Consider the following 21469-nt stretch of genomic DNA (forward strand, 5'->3'; position numbering starts at 1 on the left):
ATCAGCTTTCGGGCTCTGGCGTTTAAATCGATATGGCGTCATCTGAGCACAGAGCACGATTTACATTCAGCGTAATGTGTCGCAAACCGAAGGGGTGATGCTGGAAGCCCTGGAATGAAGGTTGCGGCAAAGCTATACGGTGGCACATTAACAGGAGCTAATAACAGCAAAGTACGCAAAATAATCTACAGTTCGCTCGCTGAGTAAAAATTTGCCTCCTGCAATAGCAGGAGGCATCGGATTAGTGGCTAAAGTGTTGATCAAGCGGTGCGCTGAACCAGCGATTGTTCAGCACGTTTTTGATAACAAAGTTTTTGTCTACAGCTGACAAGGAGTTGTCCTGCTCAATGCGGGTGAGAATATCTTTATAACTATAGGTCTTGTTGCTCATGTAGATGATGGCTTTCTGCCTGTTGGCATCCATCATCAGAAGTGATTCCCCCGCAGCTGCATTTTCCGGAGTCCATTTCTTCCATTCCGGAAGGGTCTGATCGTTTGGTGACCCTGTTGCCAGGAAGTTTTTAATGTAGGTATTAAAAGATTCTCCTAGTGCCCTGGAGCCTTTTAGCTTCAGCGCATCCTGCGTAAATTCAGCATACTTATCTTTATCCCAAAAAGGCATAAACACGCCGTGGAAAGAACCAATGGCGGATAATTTGTCACCAGTAACAAACGCATCCGTGCCATAGCGGAACTCCATGCCATACAGCGGCGCGTGATAATTTTTATACATCACCTCAGCAGACTGATTAACATTAAACAGGCTGTATAGCAGCCCGCCATAGTGATTTGCAAAGGTGTATTTATTCAGCAGGGTGGTGTTGTTTTCAAGCGTACCGTCTTTCACCTGTGTGGCAAACATAGGGTCGTTACGGGCGAAGAAAGAAAACTCCTGTTGCCCTGTGGCCATAATGGCTGGGACGGCATTATATTTTTTGGTCTCAAAGCCATCCTTCGGGATCACCACACCATCGCGGTAGAGATGGGGAAATTGATTCATGCGAATCCCCGCATCGCCAAACAGCATTGCCAGTTCTGCGGCGGGGAGCTGATAGAGAAAATGACGGACCTCTGGCGAGCCTGACAGGAGCCAGATTTTCGCCGCTCCGGCATCTGGTTTAATGCCATGTTTGACTACCAGAGGTGCTAGTCTTTGCGCGAACACGCTTTCCGCTTCATGTTTGTCAGAGGTGGTCATGCCGCCACTGAAAACAATGGCTTTGTCGAAGGTATTTTTAAAATAGGGTGATATAAGCATCGCCATCACGTCTCTGCCGCCAGCCGAAAATCCGGAGACGGTAATATTATTTGTGTCACCACCAAAAGCCTGAATATTATCTTTGATCCACTCCAGTGATTTTTTGATGTCGAGTAAGCTGTAGTTTCCGGAATCATTCAGCGGGTTGCCATCGTTAAGGGCTTTTAATGGATTAAAGCCGAGTGCGCCCAGACGATAATTTACGGTAACAATCACAGCATTGTATTTTTCAGCGATAAACGCCGGAGCAAACTCACTGGAACTGCCCAGCTGATTATTGCCGCCGTGTATATAAACCAGCACCGGAAGCGGGGTGCTGGTCCCAGTTGGGCGATAGATATTGAGATTCAGGCAATCCTCATTACCTTTGACTCCGTTAGGGGATACCTGGATACAGTCGGCGGCGGGCCGGGTCGCATCGAAGACGGTGTTTGATGCGTCCGGAGAAACCGGTTTTTTCCAGCGCAGTTCTCCGACCGGGGCTTTCGCATAAGGAATACCGGTCCATGACAGCGTATTGTGATGGTCTTCGCCTTTGACCTTACCAAATTGCGTCGTAATTTCGGGGGAGATATTTTGTGCGGTGGCTGAAGAGGCAAGCAAAAAGAGTAAAAATGTCGGGGAAAATCTGAACATAGAATTTTTCATGCGTACCGTGCTCTGGGGAAATATTTCTTATACATGAAATGTCGTAATGCCCGGTAATGTCAGGCTCACAAAACAAGATAAAGCCAGCCCCATTATCGCGTGTTGCTGTTCTTTTGCACTCAATGTCCGTTCCTCGCTCATAGCGGACCTGACATGCGCGTCCGCTTTGTGCCAAAAGCGGACGTTGCTAACACCGGCATGTACTGATCTGCGGGTAGCATGTCAAGGGTATTAGCCTCCGATGGGGACAGTAGTAACCCCTGTTAACCCTATCAAAATTAACTATTAGTCAGGAAGCGGTGAGCGTGCTAACTCTTTATTTGAGGGTCGGCCAGCGCGTGGGCTGTTTCTGCAATTAAACCCCTGAACCAGCGATGTGCAGGATCGTCGCGATAGCGCGCATGCCACCCCATTTCAACCGGAAAAATGCCGAGATCAACAGGCGCGGGAACAATTCTGAGCCGCTGATCTCGGGAAAGATGCTGACAGATCAGGCGAGGCAGGGTCGCGCAGTAGTCCGTGACCGCAATCATCTCCGGTACAGCCAGAAAATGTGTCACTGACACGGCAACCTGCCGACGCAGGCCGCGCTTTTCAAGTGCCTGATATAAACCTGCGCGCATGCGGCCAGGCGGCAGGACATTAACGTGTTTGAGCTGCTCATACTGTTCTGCGCTGAGGTTTTCGCCTACCAGCGGATGATCTGCGCGTATCACACATGCCAGACCTTCATTCATCAGGTGCTGCACAACCAGATTATCAGGAGGTTCAACGATACGACCCAGCACCATATCAGTATTGCCTGAAATTACGCCGGTTTCCGTTACGTCGTTGCCAAAAGGGGTAAGGCGAAGCCTGATACCGGGTGCGCAGTCATGAAGACGCGCCACAATGGCAGGCATCATGATGAATTCAACATAGCTGTTAGGTGCGAGGGTAAAGAGTCGGGTGGCGTGCAGCGGATCAAAGTCCTGCTGACCAAGGATCACCTTGTCGATGGATGACAGGGCAGTACCGACCACCTGGGCCAGCTGTTCCGCTTTCGGTGTCGGGCGCATACCGTAGCGCTCGCGGATAAACAGGGGATCGTTGAGCGTTTCCCGCAGCCGGTTTAATGCATTAGAAAGTGCCGGCTGGGTAATACCCAGCCGCTCTGCGGCGCGAGTGACGTTGCGCTCTTCTATCATAACCAGCAAAACTGGCAGTAAATTCAGATCATATTTCATTAAGTTATAATTCTATGTGAATATCTAAAATTAAAGAAATAAATTTCATAAATATTCTGAAACGCGCCATGATTAACGGGTCAACACAGAAGATAGCGGTTCACGCGCTGGTTCTGACTATCCTTACACGTGAGACCGACTGACTGTTATACGGAGCATAAATGAAAATTTTAATGGTTTTGACCTCGCATGATGAGTTGGGCACCACTGGCAAGAAGACCGGTTTCTGGCTGGAAGAACTTGCGGCACCTTATTATGCATTCCTGGATGCGGGCGCTGAAATTACCCTGGCTTCACCGAAGGGCGGACAGCCTCCACTCGATCCAAAAAGTGATGAGCCGGATTCTCAGACTGATGAAACTCGCCGTTTTCATGCGGACTCTGCAGCTCAGGCCGCGCTGGCTTCGACCGTGAGGCTTGATACGGTTAATCAGGAAACGTTTGATGCCGTTTTCTATCCGGGCGGTCATGGTCCTTTATGGGATCTGGCAAACGACAAACACTCCATTTCGCTGATTGAGCAAACCCTGCAGGCTGGTAAGCCGGTGGCGCTGGTTTGTCACGCGCCAGGTGTTCTGCGTGATGTGAAAAACGCCGATGGCACACCGCTGGTAAAAGGCAGGAAAGTAACCGGGTTTACTAATAGCGAAGAAGAGGGCGTTGGCCTGACTGACGTCGTGCCTTTCCTGGTGGAAGATGTGCTGAAACAGAATGGCGGTCTTTACTCACGTGGTGATGACTGGCAATCCTACACTGTGCAGGACGGTTTGCTGATTACCGGACAGAACCCAGGTTCTTCAGCCGAGACTGCCAAAGTTTTACTGGCAAAACTGGCGAAATAAGCGTTTTACAGCATGCTGTGTTCTGAGGGCGCCTGCGGGCGCCTTTCTTTATTGCGGGTATTAAGTGAGAAGATTGATAGTGACGGTGTAAATTATTTGTATTTAATAAATCAGGGTTTTATTTTTCTTAACATTGATAATAAATTTGAGATGTGTTTTCAGACGAAAATATAAGTCCTCGAGTTCCACTGAAAATATAAACATGTTTTTAAAACCAGTGTTGACATCATTTTTCATATCCGTAAAGTAGGACTCATCAGCGGCAAGCAGTTGCCCTGATAGACTGAAAAACCAAAGGCGTTATGAGTAAAGGTGCCGACAAATGTTTCAGTTGAAGTTGTCGGTGGTTCTGTTAAACACTGTTCTTTGAAACTGTTCGTAAGTTAATGATAACCCTGTTAAATGGAGTCGAAGTAAGTCTTTAAGAAGTCTGTAGTTGGATGTTAGTAGCAAAAAGCATGCAACAGGACGCTTGTAGTATCGCGTCGCGATGATGTAAGGCCTCGTAGTTCTGAACGTTACGTTACGACAGGATACGATTGCGGTTTAAACGTCGTAATGAAAGTAAGGCAACGCATCAAAGAGTCTATATCGCGATGGGGGTGTGCAGATTTATACGGGCCTGACCTGTCTTTGTCTCCTGAAAGACTATCAGGTGGTTGAAACCGCTAATAATAGTGACATTTCTGTATCGTGATCATTATTATCCGCAGGATCTGTTCATAAATAGCAGTACCGAAGCAGTACCTATCAATTAAGTTAATTAATGTTAAATGCTAAATCTGTAGTACCTTAAAAGCCCTGACTATTTCAGTCAGGGCTTTTATCGTTTGAGCCTGTCTGTCAGATTTTTCAGGGGTCTCATTATTCGTTGTCATTTTCGAATTCTTTCCCGTTAACCACTACCTGCCGCATTCGCGCATGCTTAATTTTACTCCTATTCATGCATCCTCTCCATCGCTTCGCATCAGGGCTCCTTGCTCTGCTGAGAGTATTCACAAGGTGTGGCTTTAGCACTGTCATCTGGAATGACTGCGGGCATTTACTCGGCGCAACACCCTCATCGCTGAGATCAGCAATGAACATCACGTTGACTCATCACAAGACATATCCACTATATGGCAGAGCAGATGCGGCTGTACCATCGCAAGGCGTTCTTTGACGAATACCGTCCAGCGCTGATCCGTAAAAATCAAAAATAATTAACAACATTAATAATTCAGTCAGTAAATGGAATGTACTCGCTTCTGATCCCGGTTCTGCTCATCACTCAATGTTTAAAATCAGAAATGTTTCATGGCAGGGTAAGCCATTTTCAACATTTCCCACTGACAGTGACGTCAGCGAACCTGGTGATACCCCCGATAGCGTCTCTCCGGCGGGCATGGCGGACTTTCGCTGCGGGTATGCTGACCATGCTGGTTCTGGGTGCGGGCGGTCTGTGGAGCTGCTAAAAGTCGCCCCGCAGCCGCTCAGCCCCGTACCGGCTATCGTCGATGCGCACGTACTGACAACGCTGGCGCAGCTGCCGCCATTGTGGCAACAGGTGTATGGCTTTGTGCTCGCCGCCAGAGCTGGACCTGTCCAAACAGAGACGCTTAAAGCGCAGTGGCAGCAGCACCTTATGGGAAATGCACACCCACAGAATCATTATCCGGCTGGCATCAGGGGATGGAAGATTGCAGGCACTGACATACCGCCTGAATATGCTTGATGAGCGCAAAGGCAGGTATCCACCGGCTCGGAACTGAAATCGATGGTGTTCACGATAACACAGGACTTCAGCCGTTCAGTTCCACTCGAAGAGCAGCTTTATCAGCTGGGGCAGTCAGAAAGTACGACATCAGGAAGAGCAGCACAGCTGGCGCAGGTCGATATGCAGTTTACTCAGTTGCAGAACCGCTATGCGCTGATTAAAAACCAGTCAGAGTGATGACGGACAGCGATAAGCACTGGGGCGATCAAATGTCTGCCGGGTCGCTTATGGCAAAATCGATAATCTGCGCCATAGTCAATATTCACCGATTAATTGCGCTTTAGCTTTTATTAAATCCATCGGCGCATAGGTTATGCGCTATTTAACAGAGGTTAAAATGTCTACAGAATCTTTAGAAGATATCTCCGGCGATCTCTCCCAGTTCGTTGGCACACATTTTGTCTATACCTACGATAATGGCTGGAAATATGAGTGGTACGCCCGCAATGAAACGACCTGCGACTATCGTATTCATCAGGGGCTGGTGGGCGGTCGTTGGGTGACTAACCAGAAAATGCACGCAGTGCAGTTTGCACCCGGCATTTATAAAGTAGACTGGCATGAACCCACCGGCACCTGCGTCAGCCTGCTGTTTGATCTCAATCGTACCCTGCTTCACGGGACAATTTTCTTCCCGCAGTGGATTGCCGGAGAAGGTCAGCATCCGGAAAAAACCATCTGCTATCAGAATGACTTCATTGAAGATATGCACCGATTCCGCGACGAAGGCCCGGCCTATCCTTATGTGATCATTCCTGAGTTTGCGAAAGTGACTTACATGAAAAACGAAGGGCCGGATAATGATGAAGTCATTAATCAGGCACCGGGGCAGATGCCTGCTGACTATTTTGATGGTAAGTAACTGATAGCACGGCCCGCCGCTATGGGCGGGTCGCTTCTGCCTGGCGTGCCAGCGTGCGGGCCAGTATGGATGAATAGAGTGGTTTCCCCCCCAGAAACTGCGCCAGCAGCGTAGCCCCAAGGCAGGTAATAATCATCGGCAATATCAGCTGATAGTTATCGGTCATCTCCAGCACCAGCACAATCCCGGTTAGCGGTGCCCTTACCGAAGCCGCAAACAGTGCGCCCATCCCGGCGATAGCAAAGGTTCCCGCGTCCAGATGATATAACGGGAACAGATCCGTCATCGCTACCCCAAAAGCTGTCCCGAGCAGCGTTCCCAGTGCCAGCATCGGCGCAAAGATACCGCCCGGCGCACCTGAGCCAAAACAGAGCAGGGTAGTGACCAGCCTGACCATGAAGATGAGCAGCAGCAGGGTGAACGGAAATACACCATGAACCGCCTGTGGAATCAGTTCTGAGCCGCCGCCTGCGCCAGGCGCGAACAGCAGCGCCAGAACACCGCAGCCACCACCCAGTAATGCACCCGCCAGCACTACGCGTGCCGTTTTGCCGGCATAAAAGCGAGCAAAGAGGTCCTGCGTAATAAATATCAGGCGGTTAAACAGCACGCCTACCATGCCGATGATCATACCCAGCACCAGATACATCCACAGCGTCTGTACTGGCGCATCAGCCAGTTTGCCAACGGAGATCACCGCTTGTTCGCCGTTGAAACAGCGAAACACGATGCTTGCCATAATCACACCGGTAAACACCGCTTTAATCGAAATCAGGTTATAACGAAACTGAGGACGCATCTCCTCGATGATAAACAGTATGCCTGCCAGCGGCGCATTAAACGCGGCGGCCAGGCCTGCTGCCGCACCCGTTGCCAGCAACGTATGACGCGCTTCGTTGCTGCGCATCCCCAGAACATCAATCACCATGCGGCCGATATTGCCACCCAGTTGCACTGTCGGGCCTTCACGTCCCAGTACCATCCCGGCACCCAGCGTGCCCATGCCGCCAAAAAATTTTACCGGAATCACCCGCCACCAGCGCACAGGTCTTAGCTCTTCCAGCGCCCCTTCAATTTCAGGAATGCCGGAACCACCCGCTTCGGGCGCAAAACGTCTGACGAGAAAATAGCCGACCATCGCGAGCAAGGCCGAAATGGCAAAAGCGGCGGCGTAGAGCAGCCAGCCCTGAAACTGTGCGGGGATAAGCGTAGCGGCGCGCCACTGCTGTATTGTTTCAACGGCCCGGGCAAACGCCACGCCCGCCAGACCGACCAGCGTACCGACCAGCGCGGCGCAAAACAGCATCGCCAGCGGCGTTTTGTCACGATAGAGCAGGGCGCGAAACATCCGGCTGCGCGCCGCGATAGAACGGGGAACGTAAACCGGCTGCGGTGATTCTTCATTCATTGAGAGGCATCTTTGTTCAATCAGACCAGCGTGCCAGTTTACTGAGTGATAAGGTGAAAACAAACGTCAGGATCAATTTCAGCCGGGAAATGAGTTATTCGGTCTGCGGTGGACAAACCACTTGTGCCATGCGTTCGCGGTAGGCTGGATTGTCCTGGTTTTTCAGCGCCTGAGCCGCGGCGGTCAGCGTGGGCTGATTTTGTTTCAGGTTATGCTTGTCATTGAGAAATGTCTGGCGCAGTTTTTCATCGGAGAAGGCTGGCGGTAGCTGACACGTCTGGCGCAGATCGTCGGTTATCTGCTACTGACGCAGTGTAAACTGCAGCCTTTGATAAGGCCCGGCGGCCACAAGCATGGGACAGACTGAAAGCAGTATAAATAACGTATTGCGAATCACGTTCATGATGATCTCCTGACTGCTGAGGACAGGAAAGGCTCTTCGGCAGTTTTCAGTTGAGTGTAATCGCATTGAGTGATTAGCCTGAGCACAGCACCATCGACCGGGTGCAGCAATGTCGCCACGGTTGACGCAATAATCATAGTAATACTGGCGCGACAGGGAGCTGACATGCAGCCACATTCCACTGAAATTCTTACCGCTGACTGCTGTATCGTCGGCGGTGGCCCGGCCGGGTTAATGCTGGGTTATCTGTTTGCCCGCGCGGGAGTGCGTGTAGTCGTCATCGAAAAGCATGCTGACTTTCTTCACGACTTTCGCGGAGACACCATCCACCCTTCGACGCTGGAAATCATGCATCAGCTCGGACTGCTGGAATCTTTCCTGACGCTGCCGCATCAGCGTGCCGAAAAGCTGGAAGCGGAAATTGCAGGACAAAGCATTACGATGGCCGACTTCTCACGTCTGCCTGTTAAGTGTCGTTTTATTGCCTTCATGCCGCAGTGGGATTTCCTGAACTATATGGCAGAGCAGAGTGCCCGCTATCCGGGCTTCAGTCTGCTGCAGTCGACTGCCTTCGGGTCGCTGATTGAAGAAAATGGCACGGTCATCGGCGTGACGGCTTCACGCGGCAATCAGCAGTTGCATATCCGCTGCAAACTGGTGGTCGGTGCTGACGGTCGCCATTCGCGCGTACGCGACGCGGCCGGGCTGATCGGACAGGAATTTGGCGCCGCGCGCGATGTCATCTGGTTCCGCTTAAGTAAGCAGGCGCAGGATCCCGATTTGGGCATGGGGCATAAAGGGCCGAAGCAGAACTTTATTGTTATCGATCGTGGCGATTACTGGCAGTGCGGTCTGACCATTCCGAAAGGGGAGTTTGAGGCGAAACAGTCCGCCGGTCTCGACGCGTTTAAAGCAGAGGTGGCGGCGGTGTCGCCTTTTGAGGCGGCGCGCATGACGGAAATCGAGAGCTGGGAGGCGTTCAAACTGTTGTCGATACGTATCGACCGCCTGAACAAGTGGGCGAAACCCGGTGTGCTCTGCATTGGTGATGCGGCGCATGCCATGTCGCCGATTGGCGGGGTTGGCGTCAATCTGGCGATTCAGGATGCGGTGGCGACGGCGAATCTTTTGACCGATCCTCTGAAGCGGGGAGAACTGCAGCTGCGCGACCTGGAAAAAGTGCAGAAGCGCCGTCAGTTCCCTACCGTTGCCACGCAGTTTTTGCAGATCAAGATGAGCCGTAATAAAGCCAGAAGAAAACCTGCGGGAAGCAGCAAGGTTCCCGCGATTATCCAACGCCTGCCGTTTCTGCGTTTTGTGCTGGGTCGTCTGATTGGTCTGGGCTTCCGAACGGAGTCGCCACAGGTTGCGCGTATGAAGTAAGTGCGTTAAATGATTTCGACAGCAATCAGATATCGTGCGACACTGTTTCACTGTGAAAGTACTGTCAGATTGAGCCGCTATTTATCTGATAATTGGGCGCTAATTGAGCATTATTAAGCTAAATTATTTTCGATTTTTGCGCCTGCAAAGGAGAGGTTTCAGTGCATAACGAGCAAAACGGCAGCGACGTAAAACGCCTGAGTGCAATTAAGGCACTTTTGTCGCCGGATGAAACCCGGGATAAGGTGCTGGAGAGATTCGTGAATCTCGCCAGTCAGGTGCTGGGTATTTCAGGCAGCTTCATTTCGATTATTGACGATAATAATCAATACATAAGAGCGTCACGGAACTTCGATCTTAAACAATCGACCCGTGATGAATCTCTTTGCCGCCACGTCGTTGATGGTGAGGGACATCTGGTGGTGGTTGACACCTTACTGGATGAGCGCTTTGTCACGCACCCGTTTGTGAAAGGCGATCCGCATATTCGTTTCTATGCCGGTGTCTCGCTGCAGAACCTCGACGGTGCGGTGCTGGGCACGCTCTGCGTCACCGATACCCAGCCACATCCCTTTACGGATGAGAAACTCGCCACGCTGCGCTCACTGGCTACGCTGGTCACCTCTTTTCTGGATGCCTGGAACAACGCGGGTTTTGCCGACGTCATTACGCACCTGCCGAATCGCCCACGCCTGATTCGTGATATTCAGCAACTTACCCTTGTCGCACCGCAGAGCCGCTTTCGCCTGATTCTTATCGACTGCCTCGACATCATTCGTGCCTATGAGCTTTCCCGTGCGGTGGGTATTGCGCCGATGGAGAAATTGCTCAGGCAGATGGCGCAGGATGTGGCACACCGGCTCAATCTTCCGGAGAATGAGACGCTCTATACTTTCGCCCCAGGCCGTTTCGCCCTTGTTCAGCCCTACTCAGGCCGTTATTCAGCGCATAACATAAGCGATCTGTTCAAAGGCATGCGGGCCGATCTGGCGGAAAATATCACGCTCGATCTGGATGTCTTTACCGGCGAAACAGAGTTTGTACCGGGACAGATGGATGCCAACGAAACGGTACGTCAGGCCGTTAGCGCGCTACATGAAGCGATTGATGAGAACATCAGTGCGATGTCGTTTGATGAGAGTTACGACTCGCGGCGCACCGAAGACTTTTTGATCATGAATGATCTGGCTCAGGCGCTGAATAAAGATGAAGAGTTGTATCTCGCCTGGCAGCCTAAAGTGTGTCTCAAAACCGGTAAAACGGTCGGGCTGGAGGCCCTGATCCGCTGGAATCACCCTGAGCGGGGTGAGCTTTTCCCATCAGAATTTATTCCGTTAGCCGGTAAAACCAACCTGATCTCCGATCTGACCAACTGGGTTATCGATCACGCTGTTGAGCAGTTGGCGCGCTGGAATCGCGAGTACGACCTGATTCCGGTCTCGATCAACGTCAGTGAACGCGACTTTGCCAGGCCCGATTTTGCCGATCAGCTGGTGGCGAAATTAGCGGCAGCGCAGTTACCTAACTCGATTATGGGTATTGAGTGTCTTGAGAATGAGCTGATCACCAAAAGTGATGTGGCGATCAAAGGGCTGGAAGCGCTGAAGTCGCACGGCTTTATGGTCTCTCTGGATGATTTCGGCACCGGCTACAGCAATATCAGCTACCTGCAGGATATCCCGCTGGATGTGATTAAGATCGACCGATCGCTGATCTCGCGTATGGGCGAAGACGACGCATCTAAAATCATCGTCAGATGCATTATCCAAATGCTGAAAGAGCTGAATTACACCGTGCTGGCCGAGGGTGTGGAAGCAGAAGCTACGCTGGGACTGCTGAAAACCTACGGCTGCGATCAGATTCAGGGCTACTTCTTTTCAAAACCGCTGCCAGCCAGCGACATTGAACACTGGCTTTATCAGAAGTCACGCTAGTCAACCCGCCCGCAGCACTCGCTGCGGGCGCGCTTATCACTCACTGCCGATAGCGTAACGCTCAACCGGAGTGATGTGTTTAATCAGCTTATTATCAAACAAAAACTGCTCATAAGTCTGATAGCGTGCGCGATCCAGTTTTGCCGGATCGGCGGCGAACAGCGGCAGCGTAGCCTGCCATGCCTGATGGTTTAGCGGTGTATTCAGCTCAGGATGCGCCTGTGCAAATGCCTGCCAGCTCTCTTCAGGGTGAGCCTGCAACTGTGCATTCCCCTTTTTCAGTGCCCGCAGAAACTTTTTAATTTTTTCTGCATGCGCCTCATCACGGTTAGCAACGATAATCAGCTCATCATAGGCCGGCACGCCGTAATCCTCGACGTTTAACACCACCGGATCTTTGCCAGCAAGTTTCATCTCCAGAGCTTCGATATTGCGATAGCCACCTATCACCGCATCAACCTGCCCGGTCATCAGGGCGCTGGTGAGCTGAAAATTGACGTTAACCCGCTTTACCTGATCGGCCTTAATGCCGTCATGGCTCAGCATGGTCGCCAGCGTTGCTTCTTCAATGCCGCTGACGGAATAACCGATACGTTTTCCTTTCAAATCCGCTGGTTTTTTCACCGTTTTGTCCAGCGTCATCAGCGTATTCAGTGGCGTATTAATCAGCGTGCCCACACGCATCAGCGGCAGGCCCTGGTCGGCGAAAAAATGCAGCTGCGTCTGATACGTTATCGCTAAGTCCGCCTGCTTAGCGGCGACCAGACGCGGCGGCAGCGCAGGGTCGGAAGGCGGCACAATGTTAACCTCCAGACCCTCTGCCGCAAACGCACCGGTTTGCTGAGCCACCATAATGGGTGCATGGTCGGGGTTGATATACCAGTCGAGCACCAGCGTCAGTTTTTCCATCGCCTGAACCTGCGAGGCTAAGGAGGCGCTGAACAGCAGGACAAACAGGGGCATTTTAGTCATAGGTTGTCTCATCAGTAGGGTCGTCAGTGTGGCTCGGGAATCCAGGTAATCAGGCGGCGAAGCAGAAGGTCGATGATAAGCCAGAGAGTCAGCGTCATCAGCACCAGAATAAACAGGGCAGCGAAACAGAGGTCGCTCTGCATCCGGGCGTTGGCATTCAGCATCACGTAGCCCAGCCCTTCAGCCGATCCGACCCATTCACCAATGATGGCACCGATCGGCGCGACGGCCGCTGCCATCCGTAAGCCCGAACCCAGGGCGGGCAGTGCGGCTAACAGCCGGACATGACGCAGTTGTGCTATGTGTGAAGCGCCCATCGTGCGAGCCAGATCGAGATAGCCAGGCGTGACGCGACGCAGGCCATCAAAAAAAGCTGAGGTAACAGGAAAGAAGATCACCAGTACCGCTATCGCGACTTTGGCGCTCATGCCAAAGCCAAACCAGAGCACCAATAGCGGTGCCAGGGCAAATACCGGAATCGCCTGGCTGGTGATCACCAGCGGCATCATCCAGCGCTGTAACCACGGCGAAAAGGTCATGCCCAGTGCCAGCACCGCGCCCAGCAGCACGCCGAGCGCCATACCGATGAGGATTTCAGTCAGGGTGATCAGGCTGTGATGGCCGAGATAGCCAGCGTTGTCCCACAGTGCGGTAGCAACCGCAGCGGGCGAGGGCAGCAGAAAGGCCGGAACGGAAGTGAGTGTGGCGAGCCACCACAGCGTAATCAATCCGGCAGAGAGCATGACTCCACGGCGAAGCGCGGCGAAACGTAATCTCATCCGCCCAGCCTGCTTAGCTGTTTCAGCAAGGTGGCCTGACTCTGGATCACGCTGGTATCGTCTGCTGCCCGTGGTGGCTGGCCCTGGAGTGGCGGGCAGGTTTCAATGCCTGCTGAACCCATTACCAGCAGGTGATGACCGAGGCGACAGGCTTCCGCGGCATCATGAGTGATCAGCAGCACGGTATGTCCGGCCAGCACTTCTGCCGCCAGAGTCTGAATCTGTGTCCGGGTCAGTGCATCCAGCGCCGAGAAGGGCTCATCCATCAGTACAATGGGCTGACGGGTATAGAGGGTACGCGCCAGCGCTACCCGCTGACGCATACCGCCCGAAAGTGTCGCAGGTCGCGCACGGGCACAGTGGCTCAGGCCAACCCGCGCCAGCAGATGCTGCACCAGATCACGATCGGCTTTCTCACCTTTCAAGCGGCTGGCGAGGCAGACGTTCTGTTCCACCGTCAGCCAGGGATAGAGCAAATCCTGTTGCCCCATCCAGGCGATGCGCCCGGCCAGCGGCAGACCATCGCTGCCCTTAATTTGTCCCGAAGTGGGCGGCGTCAGACCGGCAATCACTCGCATCAGGCTGCTTTTACCTACGCCGCTGGCACCCAGCAAAGCGGTAAATGCACCACCCGCGATCTCCAGATTAAGCTCGCTGAACAATGGCTGCTGATCCAGCGTCAGGCAGAGCTGGCGAACGGAAATACCCGGCGGCACGGCATCGTTCAGCGGCTTCATGAGCTGCCCCGCAGACCGTCAGCATGATTAAGACCCATCTGCCAGAACGCCGCTTCCAGCCGGGTTGCGGTCGTAAAAATCTCCGACAGTGAGTTAATACGTTGTTCACCGGCGCGCTGCTGAGCCAAAGTTTCAAACAGCAACAGTGAGGAACCGACGCCCGTCAGGTAGGACTCATCGCCGTAATTCTCAATCCATGCCGCGTAAGGATTCCCCTCAAAGCAGGTCGCAGGATTGTCCAGCAGCCTCAGGCCGATTTCCGCATAACCGGCGACGCAGGGCATCAGCGCCGTCATCAGCGCCAGCGCATCTCCGGTGTGACCCACGTCCAGCACGTAGCGGGTATAATTGATTGTTTCCATTGCCTCAGGTTCGCTCGCCACCGCCTCTTCGCTGATGCCCCATTGCTGGCAGTAAGCCAGATGCAGCGGCAGTTCGCTGATAATGGCGTTCAGCGATGCCGTCGCGCTGCGTAACGCAGCCGGTTCAGAGAGCTTACTGATCAACAGGCCCCACGCACGGGCGAAGTGCAGCAGGAACAGATAATCCTGGGTGAGATAGTGGCGGAAAGCGGCGGGTGGCAGCGTACCCTGACCGAGCTGCTGCACAAAATTGTGCCTGACATAATCGTGCCATTGCGTGCCCGCCTGCTGGCGCAGACGACCATAAAAACCGGTTTCGAAAAGCGGATGTGACATAGGATCTCCAGTAACAGGGGAGATCCGGGCATAAGGTCTGGAACAGGGGATGAAGCAGGAGATGAGGCAGAACATCTGCCGACCCGTCCCTTCGCTGGCATGACCCAGATCAGGTTCAAAGGGTTCGGCTTGCGCCATCTCAGCCCATGACAGGACACCCCTCGGAGACATTCGTTATACGATATTTATTGCTGGAGTACAACGACACCAGTACGCGTTATTCAGTGACAATGTCACTCAAGATTGGCCCCGTTGCTGGCAATCACTTTCTTATACCACCAGAAAGACTTTTTGCGCGTGCGCGCCAGCGTGCCGTTACCCAGGTCGTCGCGGTCAACGTAGACGAAACCGTAGCGCTTGCTCATTTCACCGGTTGAGGCGGCAACCAGATCGATGCAGCCCCAGCTGGTGTAACCCATCACCGGCACGCCATCTTCAATGGCATCGCCCATGGCGCGGATGTGTTCACGCAGATAGCTGATACGATAATCATCATTGATCTCGCCATTCGCGTCGATTTCATCGCGCGCCCCCAGGCCATTCTCTACCAGGAAAAGTGGCTTCTGGTAACGGTCATACATCATATTCATAGTAATGCGTAAGCCCAGTGGATCGATGCCCCAGCCCCACTCACTGCGTGGCACATGGGGATTGGTCAGGGATTTCACCACATTGGCTGCGCTGCTGTTCTGTTCGTTCATTTCCGCCGAGGCGCAGCGAGAGGCGTAATAACTGAACGAGACAAAGTCGACGCTATTTTTCAGGATATCGGCATCGCCATCAGCGATCTCAAGCGTAACGCCTTTTTCCCGGAACACGCGGGCGGCGTAAGCCGGATAGGCACCGCGTGCCTGCACATCAATGAAGAACAGGTTTTCACGATCCTTCTCCAGCGCCGCCCAGACATCCTCTGGTTTACTGGACCACGGATAAAAGTTGCCGCCTGCCAGCATACAGCCGATCTGATTTGCTGGATTCACTTCATGCGCGATCCGCGTAACCAGCGCGCTGGCAACCAGTTCGTGATGCGCCGCCTGATACTTCACCTGCTCCTTATTCTCACCCGGTTCGAACACCAGACCCGCACCGGAAAACGGGCTGTGCAGCAGGATATTGATCTCGTTAAAGGTTAGCCAGTATTTCACCAGGCCATCAAACGCCTCGAAACAGCTGCGGGCATAGCGGGCAAAGAAGTCGACCATTTTGCGATTGCGCCATGAGCCATATTCGGTCACCAGATGCATCGGCACATCGAAATGACAGAGCGTAACCAGCGGTTCGATATTATATTTCCGGCACTCCTCAAAGACGGCACGGTAAAAAGCGATGCCTTCTGGATTGGGCGTCAGTTCATCACCGTTTGGATAGAGGCGGCTCCAGGCAATTGACGTACGAAATACGCTGAATCCCATTTCCGCCATCAGCGCAATATCTTCCGGATAGCGATGATAGAAATCAATGGCATCATGGCTGGGATAAAATTCATCATCCCGCAGCGTAAAGCGCTTTTCCAGACCCAGTTTGACCGCCAGTCGGTGTGGGCCATGCGGGATCATATCGACGGTGGTTGCGCCCTTTCCGCCCTCACGAAAACCGCCTTCACTCTGATTGGCGGCTAACGCGCCGCCCCATAAAAATCCTTGCGGGAACCTTGAATCAGACATGCAATCCTCTTTTCCGGGTCAGAATGACCCTTTCCTTTAGTGGCTATTAATCGCGTTGGTGCGTTCGGTAAGCGGCGCGGGATGCGCGGCGGTAGCGGATTCGGATTTCGTTTCAGTTTCCGCTTCAGGAATATCTTCAAACCCTAACAGCAGCGTCAGCACAAACGACAGCACCACCGACAACACCATAACCGCACCGACCCAGACGATACTGATGGGATTGCTGGGGTCAAAAAACTGAACGCTGGTGAAAAGACCCGGTGAGGCCATTGAGTGGCTGGCCAGCCCGCCAATGCCCGCGACCGCGCCGCAGATAAAACCGCTGATCAGACAGGCGATCAGCGGACGTTTCAGACGAACCGCCACACCATACAGCGCCGGTTCAGAAATGCCGGCAATGATGGCAGACGCTGCTGCTGCCAGTGCCGTCTGACGCAGTTCGCGGTTTTTGGTGCGGAACGCCACTGCCAGCGACGATCCGCCCAGCGAGAGATTGGCACCAATTTCTGACGGCATCACCATGCCCTCTTTGCCGGTTTCAGCAATGGTCTGGATGATGGTCGGTGTGAACACACGATGCATCCCGGTCATCACCAGCAGCGGCCAGATGGCACCCATAATCGCGACGGAAAGCCAGCCAAGATAGCCATGCACGGTGTAAACCAGCGCAGAGATGCCGCTGCCGATCCAGATGCCAATCGGGCCAATCAGCACAATCGCGATAGGGGCAGCAATCAGCACAATCAACATCGGTTTCAGAAAGTTTTTGGTAACGGCCGGGGTAATACGGTCCACGCCGCGCTCGATGTGCGACAGAATCCAGGTCATCACCAGTGCCGGGATCACCGTGTAGGTATATTTCACCGCCGTCACCGGAATGAAAGCGAATTCAACGTGCTGACCCTGCGCCGCTTTTGCCATCAGCTCAACAAAATTGGGATGCACCAGTACGCCAGCAATCGCGATCGCCAGCGACATATTGGTTTTGAATTTCAGCGCCGCAGAGGCTGCCACCATGACAGGCAGAAAGAAGAATGCGCCGTCGCCAATCACGTTGAGGATCACCAGCGTTGACGAACCTTTCTCAAACACGCCAGCCATATCCAGAATCATCGCCAGCAGCTTAACCATCGACCCGCCAATAATCGCCGGGATGAGTGGTGACATGGTGCCCACCAGCGCATCCAGAATGCCCGCGCCGATGCTTCGCAGGGTGATTTTGCGCTTCACCGGTTCAGGGGCTACCGCACCGGGCGATCCCAGTGCCAGTACCGCCTGGTAAGCCTGAGAGACGTTATTGCCAATGATCACCTGGCACTGCGTGTCGTTGTGCACCACACCCATGACACCTTTAATCGCTTTGAGGCGGGGATAGTCGACCCGAGTTTCATCTTTCACCACAAACCGCAGACGCGTCATGCAGTGAGTGACAGCTTCGATATTGGTGAGGCCGCCTAGCGCATCGACAATGGCGCGTGACACCTCGGCATAGTTCATGGGCATGATCGTTCTTCTCTGTAGGGTAAATCGGTTAGCATTTTTATGTTTTTAGCGGCTGCTATCAGGTAAATAGGAAACCGGTTTCACAAAATCATGAAGTGCTTTCTTTGAGCCGACAAGGTGATAAATCAGCCAGATTTCTTTTTTGTGAACTTCATCACTCCCAGCGAATCAGGTATTTGCGCCAGCGGACAGGGTAAATATTTCCAATATTGAGAGGCTTGGGTAGACTGCAGAGCGACGCAGCGAGGGAAATTCACCATGGCAACGATTCAGGAAGTGGCAGAGAGAGCAGGCGTCTCAAAAGCGACAGTGTCACGTGTGCTTTCTGGCAATGGCTATGTCGGGCAGGAGAAGCGTGAAAGGGTGTTAAAAGCGATTGCCGAAACCGGCTACCGTCCCAATCTGCTGGCCCGCAACCTGGCGACTAAAACGTCTCAGACCATCGGACTGGTGATCACCAATACGCTCTATAGCGGCAGCTATTTCACTGAGTTGATGGCGCACTCCGCACGCATCATGGAGCAGCAGGGCCGCCAGCTGATTCTGGCAGATGGTAAACACACCGCTGAGCAGGAAGAAGCGGCGATTCAGTTTTTGCTCGACCTGCGCTGTGACGGCATCATTATCTACCCGCGCTTTCTGAGTATCGACGCGCTGGATGCGATTATCTCCCGCCATAAACAGCCGATACTGGTCATTAACCGGCGGCTACGCGTCAACCAGAGCTACTGCATTTACAGCGATCAGCATACCAGCAGCGCGAAAGCGGTGAGCCATCTGCTGAGTCAGGGACATCGCGATATCGCGTTTATCACCGGTTCGCTGGATTCCCCGACCGGCGTCGAGCGTCTTTCCGGCTATCGCGCTGCGCTGGCTGCTAAAGGTATTGAAGCCGACGACCGCCGTATTGTGGCTGGGAAATGGACGGCGCAAAGCGGCATGGCGGCAATGGACTGTCTGCTGGACCGCAACGTCCCCTTTACTGCGCTGGTGGCGAGTAATGATGAGATGGCGATTGGTGCCATCAAGCGGTTGACCGAATGTGGCATCGCGGTGCCCGATCGGGTATCGGTGATAGGCTTCGATGATATTCCGCTGGCACCTTATATCACGCCGTCTTTATCCAGTATGAAGCTGCCGGTGACGGAGATGATCGATGAAACGATTAACCGCCTGCTGACCATGCTGGATGGCGGTGACTGGCACAGTCAGGCGCCTTTTACGGCCAGCCTGATGCTGCGCGATTCCGTTACTAAAGGCCCCTGGTCCGCTTAATTTGACGCGATTTGTATCACCTCAATGGCCTGTTCCCTGAGGTGTGCGATGGTTCCGGCATCCAGCGTCTCATCGGTAATCACATGGCCGACCTGGTAACCGGATGAGAGCGGATAAGGGCGAATCTGCCCGAATTTAGAGGAATCGGTCAGGGCATAGCTTTCAGCACCTTTCGCCAGCACGGCATCCACCACATCACAGCGCAGCATATTGCGGCCGGTGAAACCGGTCTCCGGGTGCCAGCCATCCACACCCACAAACGCTCTGTGAAAATGGACCTGCTGAATAGAGTAACGCGTCAGCGGGCCTACCACCGACTCACTGCTTTTCTGCAGCAATCCACCCAGCACAATCACTTCACAGGTGGCGTCCCGCAGAAGCTGGGCGATATAGTGGCTGACGGTAATCAGTGTGAGATCGGCACGGTCAGCCAGCGCACGTGCCAGCAGCGCATTGGTACTGCCCCCTTCGATGAACACCGATTCACCCGGCTGCACCAGGCTGGCGGCATGTTGCGCCAGCGCCTGCTTAGTGGCATAGCGGGTATTCATGCGGGTGCCGACATTGTCACTGTCCAGCGCCAGCGCGGAGCCATGCACCCGGCGCAGCAGCCGGTCGCGTTCCAGCAGCGTGAGATCCTGGCGCACCGTCACTTCAGAAACACCGGTCAGCTGCGCCAGTTCACTAACCGTTACGCTGCCCCGGCTGTTAACCATTTGAATAATCTGGTGATGTCGCGGATTCATAATTGGGTTTCGTCAGGAATAAAAGGAGCAGTGTATCAGGGAATCTCCCGCGCCGGTGCACAACGCGGGGTCAGGGTCAGTCTAAATCCAGTGAACAACGTCCGTTACTATTCAGATCTTCCGGCTTAAAACGTTGCTTCCACCCGGCTTCATAATCTTCCGGCGGAAAATCATCCGGCGAACGTCCCTGTTCCAGTGCCTGCGCAACCCGCCGGGCATAGGCGCGGTTTTTATCGCACATCGGCGCAGCGGGGATATACATCACATTGCCCCAGCCCTGCTGATCCTCCACCGGTGCAACAGAATGGATCACATCACAGTGCCACCATACTGAATCGCCCGCCTCCAGAGCCGGGATTGAACAGAGTCCGGCGATCAGGTGCGGATGCCACTGCGCATTGACAGGTAATACCCGACCCGGCGCGACGCCACAGAGTTCATCTTCAGGTACATCGGAAAGCAGCGGTCGCAGCAGAATATACGCCATCGCCTGGGGCACCGGCACCACATGCAGCAGACCCTGACCGGGGATCATATCGGAGAGTGCGGTCCAGCCCTGAAACGTGCGGAACACAGAACACTTAGTCGTGCCAGGCAGATCATACTCATCAACGTCGGTACGATGTGCCGCATCCCAGGGATCGTAAGCGGCAAAATCACCGTGAAACAGCTTGCTGAAAACCTGCTGATAAGCCGGCAGTAACCAGCGTTCCAGCGCACCGGAGTCGGTATGGGCACCTAATCCTTTCGACGTGGTGCCCGGCAAACGGCGACGGATGCGATCGGGATAGATGACGCTGACATTGGGATCAAACCACTGTTTGCCCTGAGAGTTAACTGTCCATAACCGGTTCAGAAAAGATTGCGCATCAGCCATTGCCGCACTCTGCCGCGCTTCCATCTGCGCCTGTGACCAGTAAATCGGATAGATTTCGGGACGTGAGGCAGCGAGCGTGCCGAAAAAGTCATCACCGGGACCGCGGTACTGCTCATCAAAACGGTTGTGATCCAGATAGTCGAGCATCGACTTATCCCACGCCAGCGCCTGGTCACGATCGAAGTGCTGCCTGATCACGACACAGCCGCGACGTTTAATCAGTGAACGGGTTTCATCCGAAACCTTTCCTTCTGTAATGTCCTGCAACGGCACGATCGGCCAGGCAGTGCCGGTTCGCGTCTCGTCCGCTTTTGCTTCAGCAATTGCAGCAGTGATGTTATCGCACACCTGCTGGAAAAGGGCGTCCACGTCACCGATTTGCTGGCGTAGCTGCTGTTTTATTTCGCGGATAGCGCGCTTAACGTCATCAGGCAAAGGTGTTGCTCGGGATTCATTACGCATTTCACACTCCTCACAATTTGGGGTAGAGTTACGAAT

17 protein-coding genes, 1 pseudogene and 1 riboswitch are annotated in these 21469 nt (G+C 53.5%); of the genes and pseudogenes, 6 read left to right on the forward strand and 12 right to left on the reverse strand.

From position 1 onward, the window contains the following. Positions 1-241 precede the first annotated feature (241 nt). Both K6R05_RS20295 and K6R05_RS20300 read right to left on the reverse strand, forming a co-directional pair. Positions 242-1906, reverse strand: a complete 1665-nt coding sequence (locus K6R05_RS20295; RefSeq protein WP_222925763.1) for a carboxylesterase family protein — start codon at positions 1904-1906, stop codon at positions 242-244. Positions 1907-2214: 308 nt separating this feature from the next. Beyond that, positions 2215-3132 (reverse strand): LysR family transcriptional regulator, encoded by a 918-nt coding sequence (locus tag K6R05_RS20300; protein ID WP_161736045.1) that lies wholly within the window; start codon positions 3130-3132, stop codon positions 2215-2217. Positions 3133-3293: 161 nt separating this feature from the next. Between K6R05_RS20300 and K6R05_RS20305 the strand changes: the two genes are divergently transcribed. From K6R05_RS20305 to K6R05_RS20315, 3 genes and pseudogenes are all read left to right on the forward strand, one after another. Then, positions 3294-3974: a type 1 glutamine amidotransferase domain-containing protein gene (locus tag K6R05_RS20305; protein ID WP_161736046.1), complete on the forward strand. Its 681-nt coding sequence runs from the start codon at positions 3294-3296 to the stop codon at positions 3972-3974. A 1732-nt stretch (positions 3975-5706) separates the two neighbouring features. After that, a pseudogene (locus K6R05_RS20310) lies at positions 5707-5907 on the forward strand (VasL domain-containing protein); the annotation flags it as partial. A 160-nt stretch (positions 5908-6067) separates the two neighbouring features. Beyond that, a complete protein-coding gene (locus K6R05_RS20315) occupies positions 6068-6592 on the forward strand; it encodes a phenolic acid decarboxylase (RefSeq protein ID WP_161736048.1) in 525 nt (174 codons plus the stop codon). 19 nt (positions 6593-6611) lie between these two features. On the opposite strand, the gene clcA is transcribed toward K6R05_RS20315, so the two are convergent. Together clcA and K6R05_RS22335 are read right to left on the reverse strand one after the other, a co-directional pair. Beyond that, positions 6612-7940 (reverse strand): H(+)/Cl(-) exchange transporter ClcA, encoded by a 1329-nt coding sequence (gene clcA / locus K6R05_RS20320; RefSeq protein ID WP_237566735.1) that lies wholly within the window; start codon positions 7938-7940, stop codon positions 6612-6614. A 154-nt stretch (positions 7941-8094) separates the two neighbouring features. After that, entirely contained in the window at positions 8095-8298 is a 204-nt protein-coding gene (locus tag K6R05_RS22335) for a YicS family protein (protein ID WP_309568535.1), read from the reverse strand. A 270-nt stretch (positions 8299-8568) separates the two neighbouring features. On the opposite strand from K6R05_RS22335, the gene K6R05_RS20325 reads away from it, so the two are divergent. Together K6R05_RS20325 and K6R05_RS20330 are read left to right on the forward strand one after the other, a co-directional pair. Beyond that, a complete protein-coding gene (locus K6R05_RS20325) occupies positions 8569-9786 on the forward strand; it encodes an FAD-dependent oxidoreductase (RefSeq protein WP_222925764.1) in 1218 nt (405 codons plus the stop codon). Positions 9787-9947: 161 nt separating this feature from the next. Continuing rightward, positions 9948-11720: a sensor domain-containing phosphodiesterase gene (locus K6R05_RS20330; RefSeq protein WP_161736051.1), complete on the forward strand. Its 1773-nt coding sequence runs from the start codon at positions 9948-9950 to the stop codon at positions 11718-11720. 36 nt (positions 11721-11756) lie between these two features. On the opposite strand, the gene K6R05_RS20335 is transcribed toward K6R05_RS20330, so the two are convergent. The 6 genes from K6R05_RS20335 to ascF all read right to left on the reverse strand — a co-directional run bounded on the left by K6R05_RS20335 (position 11757) and on the right by ascF (position 18073). Continuing rightward, the gene (locus tag K6R05_RS20335) at positions 11757-12692 is read right to left on the reverse strand and encodes an ABC transporter substrate-binding protein (RefSeq protein ID WP_222925765.1); all 936 of its coding nucleotides are present in this window, start codon (positions 12690-12692) and stop codon (positions 11757-11759) included. Between the two features lie 23 nt (positions 12693-12715). Further along, positions 12716-13471 (reverse strand): ABC transporter permease, encoded by a 756-nt coding sequence (locus tag K6R05_RS20340; protein WP_222925766.1) that lies wholly within the window; start codon positions 13469-13471, stop codon positions 12716-12718. Then, complete coding sequence (locus tag K6R05_RS20345; RefSeq protein ID WP_161736054.1) at positions 13468-14208, reverse strand: ABC transporter ATP-binding protein; 741 nt, start codon at positions 14206-14208, stop codon at positions 13468-13470. The genes K6R05_RS20340 and K6R05_RS20345 overlap by 4 nt, the downstream gene beginning before the upstream one ends. Then, positions 14205-14906, reverse strand: coding sequence for a TenA family protein (locus tag K6R05_RS20350; RefSeq protein ID WP_222925767.1), 702 nt, complete (start codon positions 14904-14906; stop codon positions 14205-14207). The genes K6R05_RS20345 and K6R05_RS20350 overlap by 4 nt, the downstream gene beginning before the upstream one ends. Before the next feature lie 69 nt (positions 14907-14975). Further along, positions 14976-15078: riboswitch (TPP riboswitch) on the reverse strand. Between the two features lie 61 nt (positions 15079-15139). Next, positions 15140-16570: a 6-phospho-beta-glucosidase gene (locus tag K6R05_RS20355; RefSeq protein WP_222925768.1), complete on the reverse strand. Its 1431-nt coding sequence runs from the start codon at positions 16568-16570 to the stop codon at positions 15140-15142. A gap of 36 nt (positions 16571-16606) precedes the next feature. After that, a complete protein-coding gene (ascF, locus tag K6R05_RS20360) occupies positions 16607-18073 on the reverse strand; it encodes a PTS cellobiose/arbutin/salicin transporter subunit IIBC (RefSeq protein WP_161736710.1) in 1467 nt (488 codons plus the stop codon). 258 nt (positions 18074-18331) lie between these two features. Here ascF and K6R05_RS20365 point away from each other — a divergent pair, with 258 nt between their 5' ends. Next, positions 18332-19348 (forward strand): LacI family DNA-binding transcriptional regulator, encoded by a 1017-nt coding sequence (locus K6R05_RS20365; protein WP_222925769.1) that lies wholly within the window; start codon positions 18332-18334, stop codon positions 19346-19348. Here K6R05_RS20365 and K6R05_RS20370 read toward each other — a convergent pair. Beyond that, positions 19345-20094 (reverse strand): DeoR/GlpR family DNA-binding transcription regulator, encoded by a 750-nt coding sequence (locus tag K6R05_RS20370; protein ID WP_161736708.1) that lies wholly within the window; start codon positions 20092-20094, stop codon positions 19345-19347. The genes K6R05_RS20365 and K6R05_RS20370 overlap by 4 nt on opposite strands. A gap of 76 nt (positions 20095-20170) precedes the next feature. Next, positions 20171-21433, reverse strand: a complete 1263-nt coding sequence (locus K6R05_RS20375) for a DUF1479 domain-containing protein (RefSeq protein ID WP_222925770.1) — start codon at positions 21431-21433, stop codon at positions 20171-20173. Positions 21434-21469: the final 36 nt, after the last annotated feature.

The organism is Pantoea alfalfae (assembly GCF_019880205.1).
Classification (GTDB): domain Bacteria; phylum Pseudomonadota; class Gammaproteobacteria; order Enterobacterales; family Enterobacteriaceae; genus Pantoea; species Pantoea alfalfae.

Coding starts and splice junctions, on each gene's coding strand:
- K6R05_RS20305 (WP_161736046.1), top strand. CDS start 3,294: ATGAAAATTTTAATGGTTTTGACCTCGCATGATGAGTTGGGCACCACT.
- K6R05_RS20355 (WP_222925768.1), bottom strand. CDS start 16,570: ATGTCTGATTCAAGGTTCCCGCAAGGATTTTTATGGGGCGGCGCGTTA.
- clcA (WP_237566735.1), bottom strand. CDS start 7,940: ATGTTTCGCGCCCTGCTCTATCGTGACAAAACGCCGCTGGCGATGCTG.
- K6R05_RS20345 (WP_161736054.1), bottom strand. CDS start 14,208: ATGAAGCCGCTGAACGATGCCGTGCCGCCGGGTATTTCCGTTCGCCAG.
- K6R05_RS20325 (WP_222925764.1), top strand. CDS start 8,569: ATGCAGCCACATTCCACTGAAATTCTTACCGCTGACTGCTGTATCGTC.
- K6R05_RS20295 (WP_222925763.1), bottom strand. CDS start 1,906: ATGAAAAATTCTATGTTCAGATTTTCCCCGACATTTTTACTCTTTTTG.
- K6R05_RS20340 (WP_222925766.1), bottom strand. CDS start 13,471: ATGAGATTACGTTTCGCCGCGCTTCGCCGTGGAGTCATGCTCTCTGCC.
- K6R05_RS20370 (WP_161736708.1), bottom strand. CDS start 20,094: ATGAATCCGCGACATCACCAGATTATTCAAATGGTTAACAGCCGGGGC.
- K6R05_RS20365 (WP_222925769.1), top strand. CDS start 18,332: ATGGCAACGATTCAGGAAGTGGCAGAGAGAGCAGGCGTCTCAAAAGCG.
- K6R05_RS20350 (WP_222925767.1), bottom strand. CDS start 14,906: ATGTCACATCCGCTTTTCGAAACCGGTTTTTATGGTCGTCTGCGCCAG.
- ascF (WP_161736710.1), bottom strand. CDS start 18,073: ATGCCCATGAACTATGCCGAGGTGTCACGCGCCATTGTCGATGCGCTA.
- K6R05_RS20300 (WP_161736045.1), bottom strand. CDS start 3,132: ATGAAATATGATCTGAATTTACTGCCAGTTTTGCTGGTTATGATAGAA.
- K6R05_RS20315 (WP_161736048.1), top strand. CDS start 6,068: ATGTCTACAGAATCTTTAGAAGATATCTCCGGCGATCTCTCCCAGTTC.
- K6R05_RS20375 (WP_222925770.1), bottom strand. CDS start 21,433: ATGCGTAATGAATCCCGAGCAACACCTTTGCCTGATGACGTTAAGCGC.
- K6R05_RS20335 (WP_222925765.1), bottom strand. CDS start 12,692: ATGACTAAAATGCCCCTGTTTGTCCTGCTGTTCAGCGCCTCCTTAGCC.